Below are 25,413 nucleotides of genomic sequence, written 5' to 3'. Positions count from 1 at the left end.
ATTTATACAGATCTCTGGAGTAAGATTCTTTCTATTCCTTCAGTCTCGGATTTTTCCCTCTTATCCGACATCCGAGACCGCAAAGAAGAGCTGTAACTCCGATTTCGACAGAATCTGCATCACAATCCCCAAAAATAATTATCCTATAAGTAACGCCAAGCCTTCTAATTCCTTTTCTTTCTTTTTGGGTTTCTACACAGTTAAATCCTCTGTAGATATCACTGATTTCGCAGGCTGCAAGCTGTTTGTTTGTATCTATAGCATTGAGAATTATTCTAGGGTCAGCGCCCTCAGGAATAAAGACTGAAACGTCCCTGGTAGAATGTTCAAGGTTTTCTTTTCTCCATTCTCTCAGTTCTTGCTCTGAAAGGAGGCGAAGGTTTTCAAGCTTGAGTTTTATAAGTTTGTTTTTTATAGCAGGGCCAGTACCTTTTGAGACCAGTTTTGTAAGAGCTATTTCATCAGGGCCCACTTTTTCCAGAGTACCTACATGGATTTTTCCGGAATAAAAATGAGAAAAGCCACAGACTTTTCCAACAGAATTCAGGATAGTTTCGTATTCGGCTATTCTGGAATTTATCAGTTTGTCCGATTTGCGCAGGGCATGAGCGGTATCTCCGTATTGTCGAGCAGCAGCCTTCATTTTTCTTACAAAACCTTCTTCGTCATGAGCCTGCACAAGACTTGAGAGTTCTTCACATTCCCTTATAAATGCCTTATGAACCTCCAGGATGCCAGGGTTTTCCATCTGAATAAGGGCATACAGATAAGGATTCTGGCCGAGAATCCTGCCTACGAAATCCAGCATTATGTCGTAAACGGGGCTTACGAATTTTCTGGATTTCTTTACATCAAAGTCTAGCCTGTCAATGGTAGTCCCTATGCTAATATAAGCAAAATGAGTAAGTCCCTGCACAACCGAGACAAGACTATCATGTTCTGCTGCAGTGGTAATTTCAACATGGGCTCCGCTTTCCTCAAAGAGTTCTCTTATTACCGGGAACCATTTTTCCGAGCGCCCCTTTACAGGGACAAGAATCACAGTCTGCCCTCTAATAGTGCGAATTGTGGGGCCGAACATTGGATGAGTACCCAGAATGTCCACATCTGAAGGGGCGAATTTGCTCATGGCTTCAACAGGCTTTACTTTGATAGAAGTAAAGTCCATAAGAAGGCTTCCAGCTTTCATTTTTGGGGCAATTTCTGCAATAGTCTCTTCAGTTACATTGATGGGTACAGAGACTATTACTATATCACTTTCCAGAACAGCTGTTTCAAGATCCGAGGCAAAAGGAACTTCCAGTTTTCTGGCAATTTCCGTTTTTCCCCCTTTTCCCCAGACTGTAACTTCGTAACCTCTTTCTTTGAAAAAACGGGTGAACCACTGTCCCATTTCTCCGGTTCCGCCCAGAATCAGAACCTTCGTTTTTTCAGGACTTCGGTTCCGAGGGTTTTGGTTCCAGGTTTCCAGATCCGCACTCAAGCTTGCAAAGCCTCCAAAACGGTTTTTTTCATGAGTTCGACTGGAGGTTCAATTCCTGTCCAGAGCTTGAAAGCTTCAGCTCCCTGATAAACAAGCATTAAGACCCCACTCACAGTTTTTGCACCTGCGGCTTTTGCTTCTCTTAAGAGCCTGGTTTCCAGGGGGTTGTAGACAATGTCGAAAACAGCAAGGTCAGGGTGAAGATTTTCTGCTGTGGTAATGGCAGTGTCGGTATTCGGGTGCATCCCAAGAGTTGTGGTATTGATCAGGACATCTGCATCTTGCAGCAGGGCTTTTAATCCCGAGAGTCCTCTTCCCCTTATATTCTCTGAAATGGCTGCTATGGCTGAGACATCTTTTGCAAGCTCAACTGCCCTTTCTGCAGTCCGATTTATTATTGTGATTTCAGCACCATTGGCTGCAAGCTGGAAAGCTATCGCCCTTGCTGCTCCGCCTGCCCCTGCAACTACTATCTTAGATCCCGCTATTTCCACTGCAGCCTCGCGAAGCGCCTGTTTTGCCCCCAACCCGTCGGTATTGTACCCCGTGATTTCTCCGTTTTTCCCGAAAACGACAGTATTTACAGCTCCTATCCTTTCTGCCAGTGGATCAGGCCGGATACAGTCAAGTTTTAAAGCTTTCTCTTTTAAGGGCACTGTGAGGTTAAGCCCTCCAAATCCCATAGCTTCAGCCCCAAGAATTGCTTTTTCCAATTTTTCAGGTTTGACTCTGAATGCATGATAGATGCAGTCCATTCCAAGGGCTGAAAAAGCTGCATTATGCATTGCAGGAGACAGAGAATGCCCTATAGGGTCTCCAAATACGCCAAAAACTTGCTTCATTCGAGCAGCTCCATTATTTTCTTTAATTTATCTACAGGAAGCTGTCCAGGGGCCGCGGAAACTGTACCTTCGACAGACGCGTATGTCAGGATTGAACCATAAAATGGAGCAATTACCCTTGTATGTTTTCCAGGCTCGCCCATAGCGATTGTACACACGGCTTTTCCAGCTTCACGGGCATCCAGTGTAACTCTTAACAGGTCAAGTACGTCCCTCATCGAGCGCGGCATAACAGCAAGCTTGGCAATGTCTGCTCCTGCCAGGAATGCTTCTTCAAGAGTTGCTTTTATTTCCTGAAAAGAAGGAGTTTTTAAAAAATCATGGGAGGAAATGATTATAGTTTTTCCGCAGGTTTTTGCTGCTTTTACTACGCTGTCTCTCTCTTCTCTCTCTGCAGAGAGCTCGATATCTACTGCGTCTGGCCCGTCTTTAATTGAAAGGAGGTTTGTAAGAAGTCCGACTCTGTCTGCCTCTTTTCCTTCCCAATTTCCTCCTTCTGTATTGGAGCGATTTGTAATAATTACCGGAAGCCCGGTTTCGGATTTTATTTTCCTGATTGTTTCTGTAGCTATTTCCAGGTCCCTGATTCCCAGCAGATCAAGCCGAATTTCCAGAACGTCGGCTCCCATTTGGGCTGCCTTTTTTGACGTTTCAAGGGGTTTTTCAAGGATTACTGCAACAACTGCAGCTTTTTCTTCAAGGTCAAGCGGGCCAATATGAATCATTGCTTGCTCCGGGTTTCCATTTCCGCTGACAATTATTTCTCTTTGACAGGTCACTTTTCTATAATCGTTTCTTCGATCTTTTTCCCGAAATGCCTGGCTCCCTCTTCCAGGCGAACCAGAATTTCATCGCCTTTTTTGAGTTTGGCAACCGAGATGGGATTTCCGTCTTTTCCAACCAGCTTGATAGTTTCTGCATTTTGCAGGATGGCGCTCAAAGTCCGGTTTCCTGCTTTTGCTTCAATGAGCATGAGAGGGCGGCTTTCTATCTTGACTCTGCCCACAATGCCTTCTCGCTGTTTTCCTTTTGAATCTACTATAGTTACCGTATCTCCGGTCTGGAGTTCCGAAAGGTAGCGGGTTTTGTCTCCGATTTTGATATAAGAGTGAACGGCACCCGCATTTACCCTGAACGGGCGGGCTGCAACATAAGGACTGTCATCGGATTCGGAATTTACTAGGAGCATTCCGCTTGCCTGAGAGCCTATCAACATGCCTTCTCCCTTTTGCATGAGGTTACATGTGTCCACACAGACTCGATCCCCCATTCCAAGAGGCTCGACACGGGTTACGACTGCAGATTCAAGTTCGGCACTTTTGTTTTCCAGCTCCCTTGCGGCCTGGATAGTGTCTTTTATTTCCTGTGGATTCCCGCTGTCCAGAAGTACCCCGTCTGCTCCGGTTTCAAGAGTCTGGAAAGCCAGTCTTGCTTCTGCTGCACTCTTTACTCCAAAAATGATCTTCACTTTATAACGCTGAAGCTCGGCTATCAGGTTCTCTAGAGGGATAACCTTCCAGTCCGTGCCTGTTACAAGCAGGAAATCGCAGACCTTTCCCATTTCGGCTGCGAAATGCTCATAGCGTTTGTCCCTTATTACGACATATCCGCCTACAGCCACTCCTTTATCCCTGAGAAGAGTTGCTGCGTTTATATCAAGAGAACCCGGAATTTCAAGGGGTAAGGGTTTTGTTCCATCGCCTTCTCCTCTCTTTCCAACAACCACGATGTCAGCCCCGGATTTATTGTCACGGCCAAAGGTTGCTACTGGAATATTTCCCAATTCCCGGACCTTTTCCACATCTCCTGGGTTTACAAGAACACAGTCGGCTCCTGATTCAAGGCCTGTCGTGATTCTTTCTTTCTGTTCTTCCCATCCGCCGTCATCGGCTTTTATCCAGACACTTTTCTTTTTCAAGGCTTCAACCCCGGTATATTTTCTGTTTTTACTCCGGTATTTTCCCTTTTTCAATTTTTATTATCGGTTCTGATCTAGCTTTTCAATATCTAGTTTTCATTTCAGCTGTTCCAGAGCTTCTTCCACAGGCCTTCTATGGTGCACGATTTCGCAGATAGCTCTGGTAAGTCTGACAGGATCCTTGTGCTGGAAAACGTTCCTTCCGATTGCAGCTCCTCTGGCCCCGGCTTCCATTGCTCCGTCAATCATTTCCAGGAGTTCCATGTCAGTTGAGGTTTTAGGCCCTCCTGCAATAACTACAGGCACTGGGCAGCCTCTGACCACATCTCTGAAACTGTCCGGGTCTCCAGTGTATACGGTTTTCACAACGTCAGCCCCAAGCTCGGCTCCGATTCTCGCAGCATGTGCAACATTTACAGGATCATGCGGATTGGTAATTTTCTTGCCTCTGGGGTACATCATAGTAAGAAGAGGCACTCCCCATTCCGTACAGTCTCTGGAGATTTTTCCGAGCTGTTCAAGCTGGTCGGCTTCTGTTGCAGAGCCTATGTTAATGTGCATAGAAACAGCATCTGCTCCCATCTTAATTACTTCCTCCACCGTACAGACCTGCACTTTGGCATTGGGATCCGGGCTCAGAGAAGAAGAGCCACTGATGTGCACAATAAGCCCTATATCATGGCCGTACCCTCTGTGCCCGTATTTTACCATTCCTTTTTGCATAAGGACAGCATTTGCTCCTCCTTCTGCAACTCTGTTCACTGTATCGGTGATATTGATAAGCCCTTCGATAGGTCCGTCTGAGATCCCATGGTCCATGGGAATAACGACCATGTTTCTGCTTTCCCGGTTCATCAGCCTTTCTATTCGTATTTTCTTTCCAATTTCTGACATTAAAATCCCCTTCGAGTGTAAAATGTCCCTCAAATTGTATGAACGTTATTTATTTTAAACACGCATGCTAGTGTGTGACATGGTAGCACGCTTAATATATTTAAAGGTATTCCAATTAGCTGCAAGATAAGATATGCACTCTAATGCAAATGAATAGTCTTGAACTTTTCTGTATAATATTGTCCTATAGTGATCCTTTTTGTGGCTTTTTTTACTTTACATGCACAGTGTTATTGAAAATGCATTTCCGTTCGTAAAAATAAATTCTGATTTAAAGCCTCTTGCTTTCGAAAAAATACACAGGTTTTGAACTCCGGAAAGATACAAGAATTAAAATAGGATAAGATTGGCTAATAGAGTAAACTCAGAGTGTAATAAAATACCATCATATCAAAACAGGAACGGAAGGATTTATGAAAGAACTGAAAATTCTTGTTGTTAATAACTACGGACAATTCTGCCACCTTATTCATCGGGCTGTTCGGGATCTTGATATGGATACAAAGATAATTCCCAATACAATGCCAATTGAAGATATCCTGGCAGAAGAGCCGGATGGTCTGATCCTAAGCGGTGGGCCGGAAATGGATAGGGCAGGCTTATGTTTCGATTATGTGCGGGACATTGACCTTCCTATTCTTGGAATCTGCCTCGGGCACCAGGCAATTGCCCTGGCATATGGAGGGCACGTTCATGCAGGGAAAAAAGGTGGGTATGCAGAAATTGAAATAGAGGTGCTCGAAGAAGACGATATTCTGCGGGGACTGGGCCCAAAAACCACTGTATGGGCTTCGCACGCAGATGAGGTTGCCATTCTTCCTGAGGGTTTTATTCATCTCGCCCGTTCTGATATATGTGAGATCGAAGCCATGCGCCATCCTACAAAACCCATTTATGGTGTCCAGTGGCATCCTGAGGTTTCCCATACCGAAAAGGGAGAAGAACTACTTATGAACTTCTTTGAGGTATGCGATCAATATTGATCCATGAAAAGTTTAAAAATATCCAAAAATTTCAAGGATTACAAAAAAGAGACAGAGCAATTATTTAAATGGTAGAGAACTCGGGGGTGAATTACATCCCGAGTTTTTTCTTCATCATCTTCTGAATATTGAATTTTCCGCCTCTAAAGCCTTTTAGAGCTGTTTGCATTGTCTTGTGGTATTTCAGAAGTTCCCTTACTTCTTCAGGACTGCAGCCCGAACCTCTTGAAATCCTTTTGATTCTAGAGCCCCCAATGAGCTTGGGATCGGTCATTTCATCTTCTGTCATTGAGTCCATAATAATCTTATAATTCTTCATCTTGTCACTGGTAGCCTGGAACATTTCGTCTGAAAGCTTCACGCCTCCCATTCCTCCCATTCCCATGGGCAGCATGGACATAATCTGCTTGAGAGGTCCCATTTTGTTCATGGCTTCAAGTTGCTTGTACATGTCCTTTAGAGTAAATCGCCCCTGCATTAAAGCTTCTACATTTACGTCTTCTTCGCTCAGGGTCTCTTCTGCTTTTTCCATCAAGCTTTTGAGATCTCCCATACCGAGAAGCCTTGAAATGAACCTGTCAGCTTCAAACTTTTCGAAATCTTCCGGTGTTTCTCCGACGCCGATAAATGCAATAGGAGCTTTTGTTTCGGAGACAGCCGAAAGGGCTCCGCCTCCTTTTGCGGTTCCGTCAAGTTTTGTTATAATAACGCCTGTGATTCCTACAGAATCATTAAAGGCATGGGCCTGCTGGCTCGCCTGCTGTCCGATACCTGCATCCAGAACCATGAACTTGTGGTCTGGCTTTGCAACAGCATTAATCCGTTCCATCTCTTCTATCAGCTCGGCTTCCAGGGCGTGCCGGCCTGCAGTGTCCACGATTTTTATGTCGTATTTTTCCAGGGCTTTGAGTCCGTTTCTGGTGATTTCAATGGCATCGGGATTATTTTCTTCTCCATAGAAAGCGACATTGAGCTTTTCACAAAGGGTTTTAAGCTGGTGATAAGCTCCAGGACGGAAGGTATCTGCGGCAATTACTCCTGCTTTGAGCCCTTTTCTCTGGAAGTAACGGGCAAGCTTTGCAGTACTTGTGGTTTTTCCGCTTCCTTGAAGCCCCACCATCATGATAGTCTGGGGTTTGAGCTGGATCTCGGCTCCCTTGCCGATTATTTCCATCAGTTCCTGATAAACGATGCGGATTACGTGCTCCCTCGGGTTCATGCCTGCAGGAGGATCTTCTTTCATTGCCCGCTCTTTGATTCTCTGGGACATTCCCATGACAAGTTTTACATTCACATCGGCCTGGAGCAGAGCCCGCTGGATATCCTTTACTACTTCGTTGACCATACGCTCATCAATTCGCCCCGCGCCGATCAGCTTCTTGAGCGCCCCCTGTAAGGAGTCTCCGAGTTTTTCCATTACCATATGAAAGTCGTCCTGCTCAGTTTTGCTCAGTTTTTGAGGATGAATAAAAAGATACTCACACTTTTTTTGACCTTGTGTAAGAAAGTAACCTTCCTTAATAAGCCTTGAGTTTCAGTAGCTTGAAAAAGGGATAAGTGAATCCATTGTAACGTATAAATTAGTAATCGGCTATAAAAAAGTTACCGGGTAACTAAAATCTGAAAAGGTGTTAAACACAAACAAATTCAGGAAAGAGCTTTACTATAGCGGGGGATGGATTCGAACCATCGGTCTACGGGTTATGAGCCCGTCGGGATCTCCTGGCTACCCCACCCCGCTACCGGGTAATTAAAATCTGAAAAGATGTTAAACACAAACAAATTCAGGAAAGAACTTTACTATAGCGGGGGATGGATTCGAACCATCGGTCTACGGGTTATGAGCCCGTCGGGATCTCCTGGCTACCCCACCCCGCTACAGGGTTTTATTTATCAGGCCACTTTGCCTGGGACAACTATCAGAACATACTAACGATCGTTTATATAGTTTTCGCTTGGCTTTTTAATCTTCAAAGATCTATCGCGGAATTTAGGCGTTTCTCTAACGGAATTCCTCAATTCACTGTAATTTTATAATATTTCTTATTTTGTCTGTTATTTTCTCTGGCTTTTTCGGAAATATATTTGAAATCCGGAACCCTAAATCATATTATGACGAGGTGTTTATTCTGTGGAGCTCATTGTGAAGTGAAGTGTGGAATTTACTGCGAAGACTATCCAGGAATCCAGGGGAAAAAAGAAAAGGAAGAAGGTGCAGAAGTTCTTGGATGCACACAAGTTGGTACATCCTATATCTGTGATAACTGCCTTAAGGACCTGAAACAAGCTCTGGAAATCCTGTGAAATTGCTAGAAAATAAAGCTGGAATTTGAAAGGGAGTGAATATTTTTCATACCCTTGCTCTCTTACTGTAAAGAATGTAAAAATGGAAGAAAGGCATGAAAAACGAGGCTGAACCTCAGACAACTTCAACATTCAGTGTGAATTTATCTTCCGTGCCTGTTTCATTCTCCCAGGGTCTCTTATATATCCCTTCTACCTTCTGGTTGCCTTCAGCCACGGCTTTTATTTCCCATACATGGACTCCGCCAGCACCAACAAGAGGATGCTCAACTCCTTCAGGTTGCTCCGCAGGATAGTATTTTCCCGAGATATTGTCGGCCCCCCGGCTCACGTTGAGTCCCTGGCTCAGATTGAGTTCCCATGAATAGCCCGTGGTCGGGTTTTCTTTAAGCCTAAGGTAAAATGTGCTTCCATTTTCGAGACTTATGTTTGTTCCGTTGTTAGCTTCGGTTATTACCTGCTGTCTCGGCGGCATAGGAATGGGTGGTTCTTCCAGTGCATTATCGATCGATAGTTCAAAATATCTTATTACTCCGTTCACGTTTACAGTGTAATTCCCAGCTTTGAGGCCCTGGACTTCAAGGGGGATAGTTTTCGTAAAGTTCTCTATAGCCTGCGTACAGACCGCATCTTTCGGGCGTTTTGTGCTGATATTGACATTGAAGACGTTTCCTTCCCTTTCAGCCTTTGTTTCGTTAATCTCGGTGCATCCGTCAGGCAGGTAGCCTTCTGCTATCACCTGCACCTGTACGGGAAAAGATTCAAGGATCATAATCTGAATACTTTCTACGTTTGCAGTACCGTATACGTATTCTTCTCCACTGGTTCCCTGACTATCGTTTGTTATATTTTCCGGCTCTGTATTGTTCTGTCCATCATCAACGCAGCCGGAAAGAGTTACCGCAAGGATCAGAGACAGAACCGCAATAATTTTCACATCTTTCGCAGATTTATTATCTGGTACTCTTTTCATTTCTTCCCCTCTTCTTCTTTCTGATATGGTTATGAAAAGATGCGTCTGTTCGGATTTATCCTTTGCTTAGACTTCAATTATGTTCGAAGCTTTACAGGCTAGATTTCTTTTTTGTTAATGCTTGAAATCTGTTGGAATTCTTGTTTGACGGTAAGTCTGCTAATTCCAATGATTCAACTGCTCTTAGTGCATACTTCTAAACAAATTTTTTATAACATTATGGCTTTGTAAAATCTTCTATATCTCGATATAAATAAGTTAAATTCAATATCTTGTGGATTCTGTTAAGGTTCAAAACGCCAAAACGTGTTATTTTTTATATAATATATATAAAAATTATGTTGGAAAATCGCTATACTAGGTATTCGAAGTTGTGCATAAAATTCGTTAACCGATGACCAATGAATTCAATATTAAAGCCCAACTCTTTATCTTTGAGCTGATCTCCAAACTCAAAATTTGGGACCGTTAATATCCATTATTCACATCTTCCGGAATAGAGGACCAGCTCTACTTTTTTGGGAATATTATGATTATGTCCTGAATCCCGGAGTAGCTCTTTATTATGTGAATAAGGGGGATGATACGGGTGATATCATTTACCAGGAAAGGATCCTCATACTCCCTGGTGAAAAACTCGAAGAAGTTAATCAAAAGTTATCTCTGATGGCAATAAAATTGCTTTCAAAGATGATGATGCCTTGAAAAAGGAGATGTTCTCAGAATAAAGCAATCAATAACAAATCCAACGGTGAGAGCCATAGAAATTAATCTGACGAATACAACGAGTTTATAAAATGGAATGAGTGGGATATTGAGAGAGTATTTCATTTTTTAAACGGAACGCCGAAGTATTATTACACTCTGCTGAAGAAAAACAGTTTGAACAAATTCGGGTTCAGGATTAAAATTCTTGATAAGGAAAAATATAATATTTGCGGATACAAAACAGGGGGTCTTTATAAGGAAAATTCAAGGTATTTTTTCGTTTGCAAAGACGGGAAAATCTATGTTGACATCAAGTTCTCAATCGCGAATTTCCTTTTCTGGATTTACCTTTCTATTTCCTGAGCCCGGTCTCTGTAATTCAGAATAAGGTCTTCAGCCCACTTCAGAGGAGCAGGCTCGAAGCCTATAATGGTTTCCTGGTCAAAAGCGCCTTTCGAAGTAAGAAAGTCAGCAGCCATGAAGAATTCGGTTTTGATCAGCATGGCTACCTTTATCTCGTCAATACAGATAAAAAGCCGCTTTTTTTCCTTCGACAGATAAAGTTTCAGTTCTTTTTCAAAATCGTTTTTTAGTCTTTCATAGATTTTTTTTGTTACTATGAGGGTTATCTCGGTACCATCATCTTGATTATCCAGAAATATTCCTGAAAATACCGGATGGAATATTGAAGAAAAAGAGAGTATTTTTTTTGATTTTTCTATATTCTCCCGAAATACGGCAGGAGGTTCAAAAATATTGTCCGGATCTGGTTTAACAATGGAACAGGGTTTTAATTCATCAAGCCTTTCTAGAAATGCGGTTGGTAAGCCGCTGAGATCTCGTTCCCGCCAATAGTCCGCATTTCCCTCAATGACCTTCAGAGTATCGAGCAGGGGCTCCATTTTTTCGACAAGAATTTCCGCAAGAGGAGTAAGTCTGTATTCCCCCTCTTCCTGAAGAACCAGATGCGCATCTTTCAGTTTTTTGATTTGAGGGAGCATTCCTGTCGAGTTGACATTAAGAATATCTACAATTTCTTCTATCGTTTTTTCTCCATTTTTGAGCAGAAGCAAAAGGTCTCTTCTTTTCTGGGACATAAAGAGCAGGTCTATCAGGGCTTTATCCATTGATTTCACTTTCCACGTTTCGCACTTCTGTGAAAGACTTATTTTCCTTCGGTTTTTCAGGAAAAGTTCATAAAATAACTTGCTACTTTTGTGAGAGATAATTTGAATACTTTCTGAAATGCAACTTTAATTGCATTTCTCAGGATAGCGAGAGTTTCTCATATACCTTTTAAATATTTCTCTTTTAATCTTTTCCTTACTATCCTTTGACAAGATAAGAAACCTTAAAGTCTATGATTTATTATATAGCTCGAAGATAGAACTTGGGAAGTGCATACCCCTGAAACAGTGAGTATCCTTACCAAATGCGCAAATTCCGGATCATGGAGGGTTTTGCATAGAATCGTTCAAATGTGTGTTTACGAATTGGGATTACATTTATAACTTGTGCCGAAATGTCTCAAAAGAAATTAAACGTTCGGGATATGAACCGGAAGTAATTATTGCGCTTGCCAGGGGCGGCTGGTTTGCCGGGCGCGTACTCTGTGATTTTCTGGGACTTGACGACCTCTCCAGTCTTAAAATCGAGCATTATATAGGATCTGTGGCTATCGATAGCGGTGAGCCTTACATCCGATACCCCCTTTCAGACAATGTGATGGAAGGCAAAAAAGTGCTTATCGTGGACGATATCGTTGATTCCGGAGAAAGTATGCTGAGTGCCAAGGCTTATGTGGAAGGTCGGAATCCCAAGGAAGTCAGGACTGCTTCATTACAGTATCTGGGAAGTTCGAAACTCGACCCCGATTACGTGGGTGAACGGCTCGAGGATTGGGCCTGGATTGTCTATCCCTGGAATTTCATGGAAGATATGATCAGCATCCTGACCAAATGCATGAAAAAAGACCCTCAAAAACAATGGAATCTTGAAGATCTCAAACACAGCCTTTATATAAACCATGCAGTTGACTCTGTTGTTTTTGAAATCACTCAGCCAGGAAGACTTCCAGAAGTCCTCGAGGAGATGGAGAGGGTCCGCAGGGTCAGTTCCGGAACCATAAATGGAATGAGGCACTGGAGGCTTTTATAAAAAAACTTTACTGTAAATTTATATTCATCATCAGGTTAATAATCCATGCTTCCCACTGGAAAGCCGGAAGAGATTTGCAACCCGAAGGAGTTTTTTTGCCCTTGCCGCCTGGAGATTTCTTTTTCGCTTAAAAATAAATGTTAAACCGTAAATACAAATATGCATATCTATTTAGGGTATCTATTTAAAGTACCCATCCAGATATCATTTAAATTTGCTACTCTGGATACCTATTCAGAGTATCTGTTTAAGGTACTGACTATATAGTTGTATCATTTACGAAATTAGTTCATATTATATATTGCCGGTGAATTCATGCCCCACAGATGCACCAGATGCGGAACCATTTTTGAAGACGGAGATACTGTCGTCCTAAGCGGCTGCCCGAACTGCGGCTGGAATAAATTCCTTTATGTAAAAAAGGAATTCGAAGGTTCGGAAAACCAGGGAAGGCCCGTTCTGGGAGAACAAAAGCTGGATCTGGAATCCTCTCTGGATGAAGTTGTCAGAAATATTGATGAGGCTCTAGCTTCTGAACAGGAAAACCGAAATAAGGAACCAGAAGCCGAAGGGAAAACAGATGAAGACAGAGTAGAGTCTGTAAGGATTCTTGGGCCCGGCTCCTATGAACTTAACCTGGACTCCCTTCTTGAAAGAAAAGAACTAGTTATGGCAATTAGAGAAGAAGGTTCTTACGCCCTACATTTGCCCTCAGTTTTCAACCAGCAGAAGGAAAAACAAAAAGAGAAAAAAAAATCAAGAAAACAGAAATGATTTTTAAATTCACATAAAATTTTCCGGAAATTTGTTGCCTGGATATTGTTGAAAAATACTTTTTCGGATAGTCCCTCTATTATAATCGATTTATTTCTCTCTTTTATTATCCCCTTATATTATCCTATCAGCTTTGAATATTTTCCATATGTATATTTTTCATTTCAACCCTTTAATCACTTTTGATATCTTTTATATTCTTCAATTTATATATTCAAAATTTGAATATCACGGTCTAAATTAATAAATCTCTTTTAAAAAAAGACAGATCTATACTTGATTTGGAATCATGTTATTTTTATTTCTAAGCTGGGGTCTGCATGAAACATCTTATCATACCTGACGGTACATTTACTTGTTTAGTCATAAAACGAACATAACTCTCAATACTAACATTTATATATAATAACTGCTAACTATAGGTTATTATCTTATGTATACTTCTTTACAGTTTTGGTCTTCTTGACAAGGTTTCAGGCAGGGATTTTTCGTATTCCTGTCCGAATTTACTCCCAACTATGATGCACTATAATCTGAAAAATTCTAAAAAACAGACAACATACAAAAGTTCGGCATTAGTGCCTTAATATCTCATAAAATTTAGACAATTATCAGAGGGGAAAATGGATTCAGCAAAATTACTTGACATCCTGGGGAATGAAAATCGCAGGAAAATTATTCAACTTCTTGCAAACCGCCCCTGCTATGTCAGTGAGATTTCTGGCAGGCTGAGAGTAGGGCCAAAAGCCATAATAAGTCATCTGAGCATGCTTGAACAGGCAGGGCTTATAGAATGCAGCGTAGATGAACAGAGACGCAAGTACTTCAATATCGCAAATAACATGCGGCTTGAAGTGTCAGTATCCCCGTATGCCTATACAGTGGCACTTCACGACATCGCTTTTGACAGGGAGAAAAAAGGAGAGTCTCCTGCTGCTGAAAAAAAGGATTCTCCTCCTAAAGAGGAGTCGTCTGTTTTCTTTCTGAAACTGAGCAGCAGGCTTCAGGAGTTGAAGATGAGGCAGGAAGAGCTTGCACAGATGCAGCAACAGCTTCAGGTCGAGTATACAGAAATAATGGACCATTGCCTGGATTCAATCGAAAAGGTTGCCAGAAACCCCGTGGAGTGCGAACTCCTGTTTGAGATTCTGAAAAACGAAACCACTCTAGCTGCCCTATGTTACAACCTGCGCCTGCACCCGAGTATTATTAATGCTAATCTGATAGACCTTGCAGAGAGAGGGTTTATTGAATACAGAATCAAAAATAATCAGCACTACTGGAAAATATGTGAGACCGGAGTTGAGAAGAAATGATTGAAGAAATGAATTTGAGAGTAGCTGAAGCTTATCATAAGGACGTGGGCAGGGGAATTGCGAGAATTGATACCCGGCTGATGCAGCAAATGGGGCTGGTAAGCGGGGACATAGTTGAGATCTCGGGAAAAGCCAAGGCTTATGCAATTGTCTGGCCAAATGTAGAACACGAGCAGGAAAACAGGATACGGATAGACGGAAACCTGCGCAGCAATGCAAAAGTGGGAATTGACGACAGGGTCACTATCCAGAAAGTCCAGGCAAAACATGCTCAGAGGGTTACCCTCGCTCCTTCCCAGCCTGTAAGGCTCGTTGGAGGTGCACATTACATCCTCAGAATTATCGAGGGAAGACCTTTGAACAAAGGCCAGCAGATCAGGGTGGAAACTGTGAATAGTCCTCTGACCTTCGTGGTTGCATCTACAAGACCCGCAGGGCCTGTTGTAGTTACCAAGGACACTGAAATTGTAATTAAGGAAAAATCTGTTCAGGAAATCAAAACTCCAGAAGGCATATCATATGAAGATATAGGTGGGCTCAGGAGGGAAATTCAGCTTGTCAGGGAAATGATCGAGCTGCCGTTAAGACATCCTGAACTCTTCCAGAAACTTGGCATTGAGCCCCCCAAAGGAGTGCTTCTTCACGGGCCTCCTGGAACGGGCAAGACGATGATTGCAAAGGCAGTTGCAAGTGAAACTGATGCCAATTTCATCACTATCAGCGGGCCTGAGATTGTTTCCAAGTATTACGGAGAAAGCGAGCAGAAGCTCCGTGAGATTTTTGAGGAAGCTGAAAAAGATGCACCTTCGATTATCTTCATAGACGAGATTGATTCCATTGCCCCCAAGCGTGGTGAAGTTACAGGAGAAATGGAGCGCAGGGTAGTTGCCCAGCTGCTCTCCCTCATGGACGGGCTTAAGTCCAGAGGTGAGGTAGTGGTAATCGCTGCTACGAACCGTCCGAACTCAATCGATGAAGCTCTACGCCGTGGTGGAAGGTTTGACAGGGAGATCGAAATCGGAATTCCTGATCGGAATGGCAGGAAGCAGATTCTTCTCATTCACACAAGAGGCATGCCCATTGAACAGGAGGTAAACCTTGGTGAAATTGCCGATGTGACCCATGGTTTCGTGGGAGCCGATCTGTCTTCTCTCTGTAAGGAAGCTGCAATGCATGCCCTCAGAAGGATAACTCCCGAGATCGATATCGAAGAAGAAATTCCGCAGGAAATTCTTGATAACCTCGTGGTCACAAAAGAGGATTTCAGGGAAGCTCTGAAGAACATCGAACCTTCAGCTATGAGGGAGGTCTATGTTGAAGTTCCGCATGTGGGCTGGGACGACATTGGAGGACTTGAAAATGCAAAACAGGAACTTATTGAGGCTGTAGAATGGCCCCTGAAGTATCCTGAAATATTCCAGATTGTCAGTATAAAGCCCCCCCGCGGAATATTGCTGTTCGGTCCCCCGGGTACAGGTAAAACTATGCTTGCAAAGGCTGTTGCCAGTGAAAGCGAAGCCAATTTCATCAGCATCAAAGGTCCCGAACTGCTCAGCAAATATGTGGGTGAATCCGAGCGTGCAATCAGAGAAACCTTCAGGAAAGCGAAACAGGCTGCTCCAACTGTTATTTTCTTTGACGAGATCGATTCAATTGCTCCTCAAAGAAGTTCTGGTTCCGATACGCACGTCTCCGAAAGAGTTGTCAGCCAGATTCTTACCGAGCTGGATGGGGTAGAGGAACTTAAAGATGTAATAATTGTTGCGGCCACGAATCGGCCTGATATGGTAGATCCTGCTCTCCTAAGGCCTGGCCGTTTTGATAGGCTCATCTATATTAAGCCGCCTGAAAAAGCAGGTCGGGAAAAGATCTTTGAGATCCATACAGAGGGAAAACCCCTTGCAGATGATGTTAAACTCCCCGAACTTGCTGACATAACCGAAGGGTACGTGGGTGCAGATATCGAGGGCATTTGCAGGGAAGCTGCAATGCTGGCTCTAAGAGAGATAGTCACTCCAGGGATTAGCCGAAAGGATATTGAGGAACTGGCAGGAAAAGTCAAGATTTCGAAGAAGCACTTTGAACGTGCAATCCGGCGTGTGAAGCCAACAACATCCAGGGAATCTCTCTCGTCTTATGAACAGAGTGCCGAACTCTTTGCTAAATATGCAACCGAGTTTGGAGAAGAAGCTTCAGGAGATGCAAAGCAGGAAAATGAAATCTAACATAAAAATGTCCCAGGTTTATTTCAGGCTGAGTAAGCCTGCTTCCTTGCAGTTCGGCAAATCCTAGCCTTTTCAATTTTGATAGATTAAGGTACTACTCAAAGAATAATGATTGATTTAATTAATACTCACCTGATAATGAAATTACGAATGGATAAATTAATAATGGAGTGATTGTATGGACAGAGACATCAAAAAAAGAAGACATTTTTTCGGTGAAGTATTCGGAATTGACCCCCTTCAGGATATGGACGAAATGTTTGGCCGCCTCAGCAGGGCAATGGGTATGAGTGTGGAAAATTTCGGACAGCATCCTTTTGTCTACGGATTTTCCGTAACCCAGCGGCCAGGAGAAGATCCAGAAATCCGCGAATTCGGAAATATCCCTATGTTTGAGCAGAGAGAAACCGGAGAAAAGCGTTATCTGGACATAAGAAAACCCCTGATTGATGTCCTGGAAGCCGAAGAGACTGTGCATGTGATTGCTGAGATGCCTGGCATCGAGAAAGAAAACATCGTACTGAACGCAACTGATTTAATACTTGACATCGAAACAATAGATGGGAATCCAAAATATTCCGAACGTGTGGAACTGCCCGTAAAGGTGGACCCCCAGAGTGCGAAAGCCACATACAAAAACGGTGTGCTGGAAGTTACCTTTAAACGGCTGGAATCCAGTTCTCGAACCTCAATCAATGTTGAGTGATTCTCGGGAGCACAGAAAATCAGAGATTTTCTGGGAGTTGTGATGTAATCGCAACAGCGTGAGGAAAAGCAGAGGTAATAATGGTGGGCATAAGAAAAAAAAAGGATTTCTTTGAAGATTTTGGATCTGAACTTTTTGACAACCTGGAAGAAATGATCGAAGCCCTCCTGGAAGAAATGGGAGAGTCCGTTCCATTCGTTTACGGATTTTCTATCATTCGTCGCCCGGGGGAAGATCCAGAACTCCGGGAGTTTGGAAACGTTTCGGAAGATTCTCAAGATGAAGATAATCTCTTCTCCTCCGAAATACAAGATCCTTTAATTGATATCTTTGAAAACGAAGAATTAGTACACGTACTTGCAGAGTTCCCGGAAATTGGAACGGAAAATCTTCTGCTGCACGCGACTGCTCAAAATCTGGAAATCAGGATACTCGGGTCTTCCGAATATTCTGAAGATGTGGAGCTCCCGGTCCGGGTGGACCCGAAGAGTGCAAAAGCCACCTATAAAAACGGAGTGCTTGAAGTTACTTTCAGACGTTGTGCTGAAGAAAAACCCGTTGAAATAGAAATTAATTGATGTTAACTAGCGTGAAGAATTAATTGAATCATTTATGAAGACCGAGGACCAGAAAAATTGAGTATGAAGTTGGCTAAAACACGCGGGAAATAGAAATGTGAAATAAAAGTTAAAAACAGATAGTATGCAGAATATTTTACAGAGCAAAGTTTTTTTCTCGGTTAATCTAAAACAAATTTAACCTTTTTTGTGTACTATTTATCTATCTGATTTATATTATTTATATTATTTCTCAATCCTATTTGTACATCTTTTAATATTATTTTACAGCTCTTTTATTGATTTCTCTTATTACAAGCTATTTTCCATTACAAGCTATTTTTCTTCTGATAAGACTTTTAAATCAATTTGGTGGATAGGGTTTTCTGAAAAACTATCTTTAATATACTCTTTTTCTTTTGGGGAATATATTTTGGCAAACATTCTTTTGTTTAGACAGGACTATTTGCGGATTACCGAATCTTCTGTAAAACATGATTGACTCTATATACCTTTCATTTTTCTCGGTCTGAGTAATCATAGAATTACTGAATAATAGTTGATTTAAATATGATTTCAGGTAAGCAGAGGATGGTATAGATTTCTTTTCCGACATTTAGTTACTGAACAATAGCTGATTTAAACATGATTCCAGGAGAGGTTTTACAGTTTTCTCCTATTTGCTAGTAGAGATTACGGTCTTCTTCATCTCAAAAGAGAACTTTTACTAACTCAATAATTTTATATATAATTTGTCATCTGAATACAATCTTTGATAACATCACGACCATAAACGAAAATAGTCTGTTTTATGGAAGAATAAAGATTATAACTCAAAAAATACGTATTATTTAATGTAAAATTATTAAATAAGATACTATGAAAACGATGCAACTCTCTAAAAAAGTAAACAGATCTCCAACTTCTTATTATAAATCTCCAAGTTATGAATTTTTACGCCTTTTTCTACACTTTTGATAGAAACAAAAACACAAAATATATACGTATGCTCGTTTAACAGGAAATCTATAGTCTCGAAATAAAAGAAGTATGTGTTGCCTAGGATGCTAGCTCAGGATATATTCCTGGCTGGAGGTGGGGTTTGACTCCGCAACCTCTGAGACCAGTGTAAGTCCTGGCAGAAACTCCAGGATAATCATACATGGACTTGAAAGATAGAGCAGTTTTTCACGCGAAAGATATTCCACTTTATATTAATGAGATGCATAAAAATGAAGAAAGTAGATTTGAGGTTTTCTTATTGAGAATCAAATAAGAAAACAAATTGAACATCTTTTTCAGACGCATGGAAATTGAACTGAGCTATTGAGAAAAACATTAAAGCAGGTCTTAATAAAACCAACATTTGAGACTTTAAAATGTTTAATAGAAATAAGTTCTTGAAAAATTTTGTAATCTACAGTGCTCGCAATTAATAATTGTACTTATTACTAAACACATATTTGTTACATATTTCATGTATTTATTCAGTTATTTTAGCCCTCAAAAACGGAGATATATGTTGCTAAAAGGGGTTTAAATTATATAATTTGTTAAATGTGACTTAAGTGTGAACACTATAGACTAAAATTAAAGGAGGAGATAAGTAATGGCTCTTGAACCAGGAGTTTTAATTGGATTTCTTGTAATATTCCTGGCCGTATTACTCGGTCCTTTTAAAATACACGTTATTGAGGAAAATCTGGAGGTTTTCCTGTTTGTTTGCGGAATTGCGGCAATGACCATTTCGGGTTTTGTAGAAATTCCAGGTACAGAAACAGGCTGGAGAATGGAAATCATCGAAGAAGCATTGACTTCGCCGCTGGCTTCTTTACATATTGGTGGTATTCCAATCGGCATATTCCAGATAGTGCTGGTTGTTGGTTTAATTATCTTTAAATGGCATGAACCTATCCATAAAGCAATCAGGAAAATGGCTTCAGCGCTCTCTCTTAAGATTATGGCTTTTATCCTTATTGCCGTCCTTGGTCTATTTTCCAGTGTAATGTCCGCCATTCTTGCGGCAATCATTCTCGTTGAGATGGTTAATGCACTGCCTCTTTCACGAAAATCCAAGATCGACCTGACAGTTATTGCATGTTTCTCAATAGGACTTGGCGCTGCGCTTACCCCCCTTGGCGAACCTCTTTCGACAATCGCTATCTCAAAACTCTCCGGTGCGCCTTACCATGCCGATTTCATGTTCTTATTTAATATGCTGGGTAAATATATACTTCCAGGCATCCTTGTTTACGGCCTTGTTGGAATGTTCTTCCTCGGAAAAGTTGATATGAGCGGCTCTGGAATGAAAGCCGAAGATTATAACGAGACTTTGAAAGATGTCATAATGAGAGCTGTTAAAGTCTATCTGTTTATTATGGCTCTGACATTTCTCGGAGATGGTTTTAAGCCTATCATATTCGAATACTTCACACAAATCCCTTCCACGGTACTCTACTGGGTAAACATGGTTTCAGCTATCCTGGATAACGCTACCCTGGCAGCTGCTGAAATCGGACCTACTATGAGTGAATTACAGATAAAGAGTATACTTATGGGGCTTTTAATTGCAGGCGGAATGCTGATCCCGGGAAATATTCCGAACATCATCTCTGCAGGCAAACTGGGTATAACCAGCAAAGAATGGGCAAGACTCGGGGTACCCATGGGCCTTGTTTCGATGGCTATCTATTTCGTCATCATCTTTGTGCTTAAGATCTAAGCTCAAAATATGCCCAACTAACTTTATACGGATCCAGTTCCAAAATCCAGTGATGAACGCAAAATTAAAAGTCGCTGTATTTTGGAACAGAATCACACCCCTCAAAACAGTATAAAACTGATTGTACTCTTACAGCATTTTCTTCAAATTCTATGGGATAAATAATCTCAAAGAAGTACTGATAATTTTGGAATTTAGCCAGAAATTAAAAATATATTGAAGAGATCCATTTAATTCTTAAACGTGGCTAAATTCTCATATTTTTTAGCTGAGAAATTCTTCCTTTGAATTTGAAGAAGATCTCTTTTTTTTCTTCGATTGAGCTTTTCAGTAGTATTTCCCATTGCAATCCTTTTTGACCATTCTACAGAATATTGAACAGTAGCTTATTTTTTTATTTTTCCTGTAGATAATATTCTGAATTGAAAATTTTTGTATTTAATGTGGACTACTATTTATAAACTAATTTTCGATTTTTGTTGATTATCTTAAAGATACGGCACGAAGCGAATCCATGCAGGTCTGGATCAAAAACACTCACTTCAAGCTTCTGAAAATTAGTTTTAGGCAAGTTCTTCAGTGGGAAACAATTGAAGATCTTTCTAAAATGAATAGAAGTTAAATCGCATTTCTAGGGAAAATATATTATGGAAGAATATATAATTAATCAGGCATTTATAAGGTAAAAAATTCAGGATTCAAAGCGTTCAACAGTAGACGAATTTGATAGGTGTTTATTCTCTAGACTAATAGTAAAGGAGGAAAAATTAATGGCTCTTGAAATAGGAGTTTTAATTGGATTTCTTGTAATATTTTTGGCAGTATTGCTTGGTCCTTTTAAAATACACGTTATTGAGGAAAATCTGGAAGTATTCCTGTTTTTCTGTGGAGTGGCGGCAATGACACTTTCAGGCTTTGTCGAAATTTCGGGTACGGAAACAGGCTGGAGAATGGAGATCATCGAGGAAGCACTGACTGCGCCTCTGCATGTTGGAGAGATATTCGGTATTCCAATCGGCATATTTCAGATAGTGCTTGTTGTCGGATTGATCATCTATAAATGGCATGAACCGATCCATAAAGCAATCAGAAAATTGACCGATGCGCTTTCTCCTAAGATTATGGCTTTTCTCCTGATTGTTGTCCTTGGTTTATTTTCAAGTGTAATGTCCGCCATTCTTGCGGCAATAATTCTCGTTGAGATGGTTAATGCAATGCCCCTCTCACGAAAATCCAAGATCGATCTCACAATCATTGCCTGCTTCTCAATAGGACTTGGCGCTGCGCTTACCCCTCTTGGGGAACCTCTTTCAACAATCGCTATCTCAAAATTATCTGGTGCTCCTTACCATGCCGGATTCGATTTCTTACTTAATATGCTCGGCATCTATATCGCTCCAGGAATCCTTGCATACGGTATTCTCGGAATGTTCTTCATAGGAAAAGCTGATCCAAAAGACATTGGAATGAAAGCAGCAGACTATAACGAGACTGTGAAGGACGTCATAATGAGGGCTGTTAAAGTCTATGTGTTTATTATGGCTCTCGTATTGCTTGGAGATGGTTTCAAGCCCATTATATTCGAATATTTCATACAAATACCTTCAGGGATTCTTTACTGGGTTAACATGGTCTCAGCTGTCCTTGATAACGCTACTCTGGCAGCTGCTGAGATAGGACCTGCTCTTAGCGAACTGCAAATAAAGAGTATACTTATGGGCCTTTTAATAGCAGGTGGAATGCTGATTCCAGGAAATATCCCGAATATCATTTCTGCAGGCAAACTGGGTATAACCAGCAAGGAATGGGCAAGGCTCGGATTACCTCTTGGACTTGTTTCGATGGCTATTTATTTCGTCATCATCTTTGTGCTTAAGATCTGATCAAAATATGCCCAACTAACTTGTCCATCAGACTATCCTCTTCAAATTTTATGGGAAAATTCTCCCTTTAATTTGAAAGGATACTTTTTAGCTCTTTGATATTTCAAGTGGGTAACTCCAATTTTCCCCACATTTTTTGTTTGTGAAATTTTGCTGAAGCTGAATCACATTAATTTTTTGTTCTCTTTTACCGAATTTCGAGCTTTGCAGATGTAAGAGGAGGATATTTTCTCTGTTAAGAGGGGTATTTTTCCCTGTTACTGAGGCTTTTGAGTCTTTATTTAAGATCTCTTTTTCTATTGGATATATAGGTTATTTACTTACTATTTATTTTCTTTCGTGTATATAGACTAAATCGAATAACTACTTATATTGACCGGTGAATTCTAATCCCTAAAAAGCTATAAATGTGAAAAAGCAGGACAGAGGAATAGATATCACAAAAATGGTACAGCTTTCAGATATTCATTTTTCAGAGGCATACTATATGCCCGAGATTGCAGATTCAATGCTTGAAAACATAAACCGTAGCGCTCCAGATATTGTAATAATCACCGGTGACCTGACGGAAAACGGACTTGCATCCGAGTATAATGGGGCAAAAAACTTCATTGACAGGATAGAATGTAAAAACAAGGTGATAGTTCCGGGAAACCATGACTCGAGGAATGCCGGTTACCTCTTCTTCGAGGATATTTTCAAGGCCAGATCGACCTTCGGGCACTTCGGAGAAGTCACTGTTGTAGGGCTTGATTCTTCCCAGCCGGATCTTGAAGAAGGGCACATAGGAAGGGAAAATTATGGCTGGATAGAGAAGGCTTTCTCAGGCAGCGGTTTCAAGGTTTTTGCCCTTCACCACCACCTTATTCCAATTCCCAGGACTGGCAGAGGAAATAATGTACTTGTAGATGCAGGAGACGTTCTGGAACTCCTGGATCGTTCAGGTGTGAACCTTGTCCTTTGCGGGCACTGGCACATCCCCTGGGTCTGGAGATTAAATGACATGCTTGTTGTCAGTGCAGGAACTGTCTGCTCTTCCAAAATTCGTGGAAAAACCTCTCAGTGTTACAACCTGATTGAGCTTGATGCGCCAGAACTCGAATCCAAGCGCTGGCACTTAAAGGTTTACAGAGTTTTCTCAAACGGAGAAAAAGAGCGGGTTGTTGATAGTATAATATAATGTGCGCTTAAGAACTGATAGGATTCTGAAGAATGAAGAACCTGCTTAGAAAAGCTATCTCCTCCAGACACAGAATCTATTGTGGAAATAATAAATATTCAAGTTAACAAATTCTGGTTTTCACATAACTCTATTTATTTTTTATTACTTCTTTTTTAGCTTCCTGATCTTTTCTTTCAATATTTCGTCTTCTATATTTTTCATACATTTCATACCCCTCAATATCGTATCCTTCTACAAAATCCTGATCATTTACGCCATATTTTTTGGAAATAATTTAAAAATATGAAACCAGGTTTAGGAATCAATATTAGTAGAATATTTTTTTTCGGTCCATATTTTACTTCTTTCGAATAAACAAGTTTTTATTTATGTTCAGTTACTTCCTTCAATCAGGACTATTATTCTATCTTACAAGATTCTATTCTGAAAATTAAACTATCCAGTCAGGAGTAACGAAAATGCGCAGGGACTATATAGACAGGGACTACAGCCCGAAGAATACAGATCTGATCTGTGAATTTCATCTCGAACCTTCAGAAGGAGTGGATTTTGAGGAAGCTGCAACCCATATGGCAGGGGAAAGCTCTATTGACTCCTGGACTGAAATTGCCACACTGAGTCCAGAACTTGCAGCGAAACTGAAGCCCTATGTCTTTTACGTGGATGAGGAAGCACAGACTGTAAGGGTGGCTTATTCCGAAGAACTCTTTGAGCTGGGCTCTGTCCCGCAGGTTCTCAGTGCTGTCGCAGGAAATATTCTGAGCATGAAGATTGTTGACAACCTCAGGCTGCAGGATATTGCCTTCCCTAAGTCAATGCTCCGAGAGTTCAAAGGTCCGAACTTTGGGTTGTCAGGAATCAGGAAACTTGTGGGTGTGCAGGACAGGCCTCTTATAGGAACTATCGTCAAGCCGAAAGTTGGATTGACCTCTGAAAAACATGCTGAAGTTGCTTACAATTCCTTTGCAGGAGGTTGCGATCTCGTTAAGGATGATGAGAACCTTACAGACCAGAAATTTAACGGCTTTGAAAAGAGAGCCGAACTAACCCTCAAGCTTGCAGAAAAGGCAGAGTCTGAGACAGGGGAACGTAAAATGTATCTCTGCAACATTACTGCCCCGACCTGTAAGGAAATGATTCGCCGCATGAATATTCTTAAAGATCTGGGTGCCAGCTACGCAATGATCGATGTCGTGCCCGCAGGTTGGACTGCCCTTCAGACCCTGAGGGAAGAAGCCGAAGATGTGGGACTGGTTCTCCATGCCCACCGCTGCATGCATTCAGCCTATACACGGAACCCACGCCACGGGATAAGCATGGTTGTCGTTGCCAAGCTCTGCAGGCTGATAGGGCTTGACCAGCTTCACATAGGCACGGTTGTCGGGAAGATGCACGGAGAAAAGCACGAGGTTCTGACCCTCCGGGACGAATGCGTTCTCGATAACGTGCCTGCGGATGAAAGCCAGCATGTCCTTGCCCAGGATTGGGGAGAGCTAAAGCCCATGTTCCCTGTCGCTTCGGGAGGGCTTGCCCCTACAATGATTCCTGACCTGTATTCTATTTTCGGCAAAGATGTTATTATGCAGTTTGGCGGCGGAATCCATGCACATCCTATGGGCACGGCAGCCGGAGCTGCTGCTTGCAGGCAGGCACTTGAAGCAAGCCTTGAAGGAGTTACTCTGCAGGAATACGCGAAAAGCCACAAAGAACTTGAAGTTGCCCTTGGCAAGTGGCTAAAGAAATAAGCCGAAAAAAGCAATGGAAATAACTATCGAAGAGGAGTTT

At 41.6% G+C, this 25,413-nt stretch carries 21 protein-coding genes and 2 tRNA genes; 13 read left to right on the top strand and 10 right to left on the bottom strand.

All coding sequences use genetic code 11. The annotated features are described in order from the left end of the window. Positions 1–31: 31 nt before the first annotated feature. The 5 genes from RG963_RS07385 to RG963_RS07365 form a co-directional block, all read right to left on the bottom strand. A complete protein-coding gene (locus RG963_RS07385) occupies positions 32–1,483 on the bottom strand; it encodes a prephenate dehydrogenase (RefSeq protein WP_310575626.1) in 1,452 nt (483 codons plus the stop codon). After that, positions 1,480–2,325 carry a shikimate dehydrogenase gene (locus RG963_RS07380; protein ID WP_310575625.1) on the bottom strand — a complete coding sequence of 282 codons (846 nt, stop codon included), beginning with the start codon at positions 2,323–2,325 and terminating at the stop codon, positions 1,480–1,482. The genes RG963_RS07385 and RG963_RS07380 overlap by 4 nt, the downstream gene beginning before the upstream one ends. Beyond that, a complete protein-coding gene (gene aroD, locus RG963_RS07375; RefSeq protein WP_310575638.1) occupies positions 2,322–3,050 on the bottom strand; it encodes a type I 3-dehydroquinate dehydratase in 729 nt (242 codons plus the stop codon). Before aroD ends, RG963_RS07380 begins: the two co-directional genes overlap by 4 nt. A 50-nt stretch (positions 3,051–3,100) precedes the next feature. Next, positions 3,101–4,243: a 3-dehydroquinate synthase II gene (locus RG963_RS07370; protein WP_310575637.1), complete on the bottom strand. Its 1,143-nt coding sequence runs from the start codon at positions 4,241–4,243 to the stop codon at positions 3,101–3,103. Positions 4,244–4,339: 96 nt separating this feature from the next. Beyond that, positions 4,340–5,137, bottom strand: coding sequence for a 2-amino-3,7-dideoxy-D-threo-hept-6-ulosonate synthase (locus RG963_RS07365; RefSeq protein ID WP_310575624.1), 798 nt, complete (start codon positions 5,135–5,137; stop codon positions 4,340–4,342). A 413-nt stretch (positions 5,138–5,550) separates the two neighbouring features. On the opposite strand from RG963_RS07365, the gene RG963_RS07360 reads away from it, so the two are divergent. Then, entirely contained in the window at positions 5,551–6,120 is a 570-nt protein-coding gene (locus tag RG963_RS07360) for a GMP synthase subunit A (protein ID WP_310575623.1), read from the top strand. Between the two features lie 91 nt (positions 6,121–6,211). Here RG963_RS07360 and RG963_RS07355 read toward each other — a convergent pair whose 3' ends face one another. From RG963_RS07355 to RG963_RS07345, 3 genes are all read right to left on the bottom strand, one after another. Continuing rightward, positions 6,212–7,543 (bottom strand): signal recognition particle protein Srp54, encoded by a 1,332-nt coding sequence (locus RG963_RS07355; RefSeq protein ID WP_310575622.1) that lies wholly within the window; start codon positions 7,541–7,543, stop codon positions 6,212–6,214. A 243-nt stretch (positions 7,544–7,786) separates the two neighbouring features. Continuing rightward, positions 7,787–7,861: transfer RNA gene (locus RG963_RS07350), tRNA-Met, on the bottom strand. 62 nt (positions 7,862–7,923) lie between these two features. Further along, positions 7,924–7,998, bottom strand: a tRNA-Met gene (locus RG963_RS07345). A 234-nt stretch (positions 7,999–8,232) separates the two neighbouring features. On the opposite strand from RG963_RS07345, the gene RG963_RS07340 reads away from it, so the two are divergent. Then, positions 8,233–8,424 (top strand): hypothetical protein, encoded by a 192-nt coding sequence (locus RG963_RS07340; protein ID WP_310575621.1) that lies wholly within the window; start codon positions 8,233–8,235, stop codon positions 8,422–8,424. 115 nt (positions 8,425–8,539) lie between these two features. Here the strand turns inward: RG963_RS07340 and RG963_RS07335 are convergent, their stop codons facing one another. Continuing rightward, complete coding sequence (locus tag RG963_RS07335) at positions 8,540–9,397, bottom strand: protease inhibitor I42 family protein (protein WP_310575620.1); 858 nt, start codon at positions 9,395–9,397, stop codon at positions 8,540–8,542. A 459-nt stretch (positions 9,398–9,856) separates the two neighbouring features. On the opposite strand from RG963_RS07335, the gene RG963_RS07330 reads away from it, so the two are divergent. Further along, a complete protein-coding gene (locus RG963_RS07330; protein WP_310575619.1) occupies positions 9,857–10,102 on the top strand; it encodes a formyltransferase family protein in 246 nt (81 codons plus the stop codon). Positions 10,103–10,449: 347 nt separating this feature from the next. On the opposite strand, the gene RG963_RS07325 is transcribed toward RG963_RS07330, so the two are convergent. Continuing rightward, entirely contained in the window at positions 10,450–11,232 is a 783-nt protein-coding gene (locus RG963_RS07325) for a helix-turn-helix transcriptional regulator (RefSeq protein WP_310575636.1), read from the bottom strand. A gap of 355 nt (positions 11,233–11,587) precedes the next feature. Here RG963_RS07325 and RG963_RS07320 point away from each other — a divergent pair, with 355 nt between their 5' ends. From RG963_RS07320 to rbcL, 10 genes are all read left to right on the top strand, one after another. After that, on the top strand, positions 11,588–12,262 hold the full coding sequence (locus RG963_RS07320; RefSeq protein WP_310575618.1) for a phosphoribosyltransferase: 675 nt from the start codon (positions 11,588–11,590) through the stop codon (positions 12,260–12,262). Positions 12,263–12,577: 315 nt separating this feature from the next. Next, complete coding sequence (locus tag RG963_RS07315; RefSeq protein ID WP_310575617.1) at positions 12,578–13,036, top strand: Zn-ribbon domain-containing protein; 459 nt, start codon at positions 12,578–12,580, stop codon at positions 13,034–13,036. A 623-nt stretch (positions 13,037–13,659) separates the two neighbouring features. Next, positions 13,660–14,352: an ArsR/SmtB family transcription factor gene (locus RG963_RS07310; RefSeq protein WP_310575616.1), complete on the top strand. Its 693-nt coding sequence runs from the start codon at positions 13,660–13,662 to the stop codon at positions 14,350–14,352. After that, on the top strand, positions 14,349–16,577 hold the full coding sequence (locus RG963_RS07305; RefSeq protein WP_310575615.1) for a CDC48 family AAA ATPase: 2,229 nt from the start codon (positions 14,349–14,351) through the stop codon (positions 16,575–16,577). The genes RG963_RS07310 and RG963_RS07305 overlap by 4 nt, the downstream gene beginning before the upstream one ends. A gap of 178 nt (positions 16,578–16,755) precedes the next feature. Next, on the top strand, positions 16,756–17,283 hold the full coding sequence (gene hsp20, locus RG963_RS07300) for an archaeal heat shock protein Hsp20 (protein WP_310575614.1): 528 nt from the start codon (positions 16,756–16,758) through the stop codon (positions 17,281–17,283). Positions 17,284–17,363: 80 nt separating this feature from the next. Further along, positions 17,364–17,861, top strand: a complete 498-nt coding sequence (locus tag RG963_RS07295) for an Hsp20/alpha crystallin family protein (protein ID WP_310575613.1) — start codon at positions 17,364–17,366, stop codon at positions 17,859–17,861. Positions 17,862–19,449: 1,588 nt separating this feature from the next. Then, on the top strand, positions 19,450–20,562 hold the full coding sequence (locus tag RG963_RS07290; protein WP_310575612.1) for a DUF1646 family protein: 1,113 nt from the start codon (positions 19,450–19,452) through the stop codon (positions 20,560–20,562). A gap of 770 nt (positions 20,563–21,332) precedes the next feature. Then, on the top strand, positions 21,333–22,445 hold the full coding sequence (locus RG963_RS07285; protein WP_310575611.1) for a DUF1646 family protein: 1,113 nt from the start codon (positions 21,333–21,335) through the stop codon (positions 22,443–22,445). A gap of 445 nt (positions 22,446–22,890) precedes the next feature. After that, complete coding sequence (locus RG963_RS07280) at positions 22,891–23,625, top strand: metallophosphoesterase family protein (RefSeq protein WP_310575635.1); 735 nt, start codon at positions 22,891–22,893, stop codon at positions 23,623–23,625. 440 nt (positions 23,626–24,065) lie between these two features. After that, the gene (gene rbcL / locus RG963_RS07275; RefSeq protein WP_310575634.1) at positions 24,066–25,373 is read left to right on the top strand and encodes a type III ribulose-bisphosphate carboxylase; all 1,308 of its coding nucleotides are present in this window, start codon (positions 24,066–24,068) and stop codon (positions 25,371–25,373) included. Positions 25,374–25,413 lie beyond the last annotated feature (40 nt).

Source organism: Methanosarcina baikalica, from assembly GCF_031461075.1.
Classification (GTDB): Archaea; Halobacteriota; Methanosarcinia; order Methanosarcinales; family Methanosarcinaceae; genus Methanosarcina; species Methanosarcina baikalica.
Note: the sequence above shows the minus strand (reverse complement) of the source record. Positions and strands in the feature narration are given on the sequence as shown.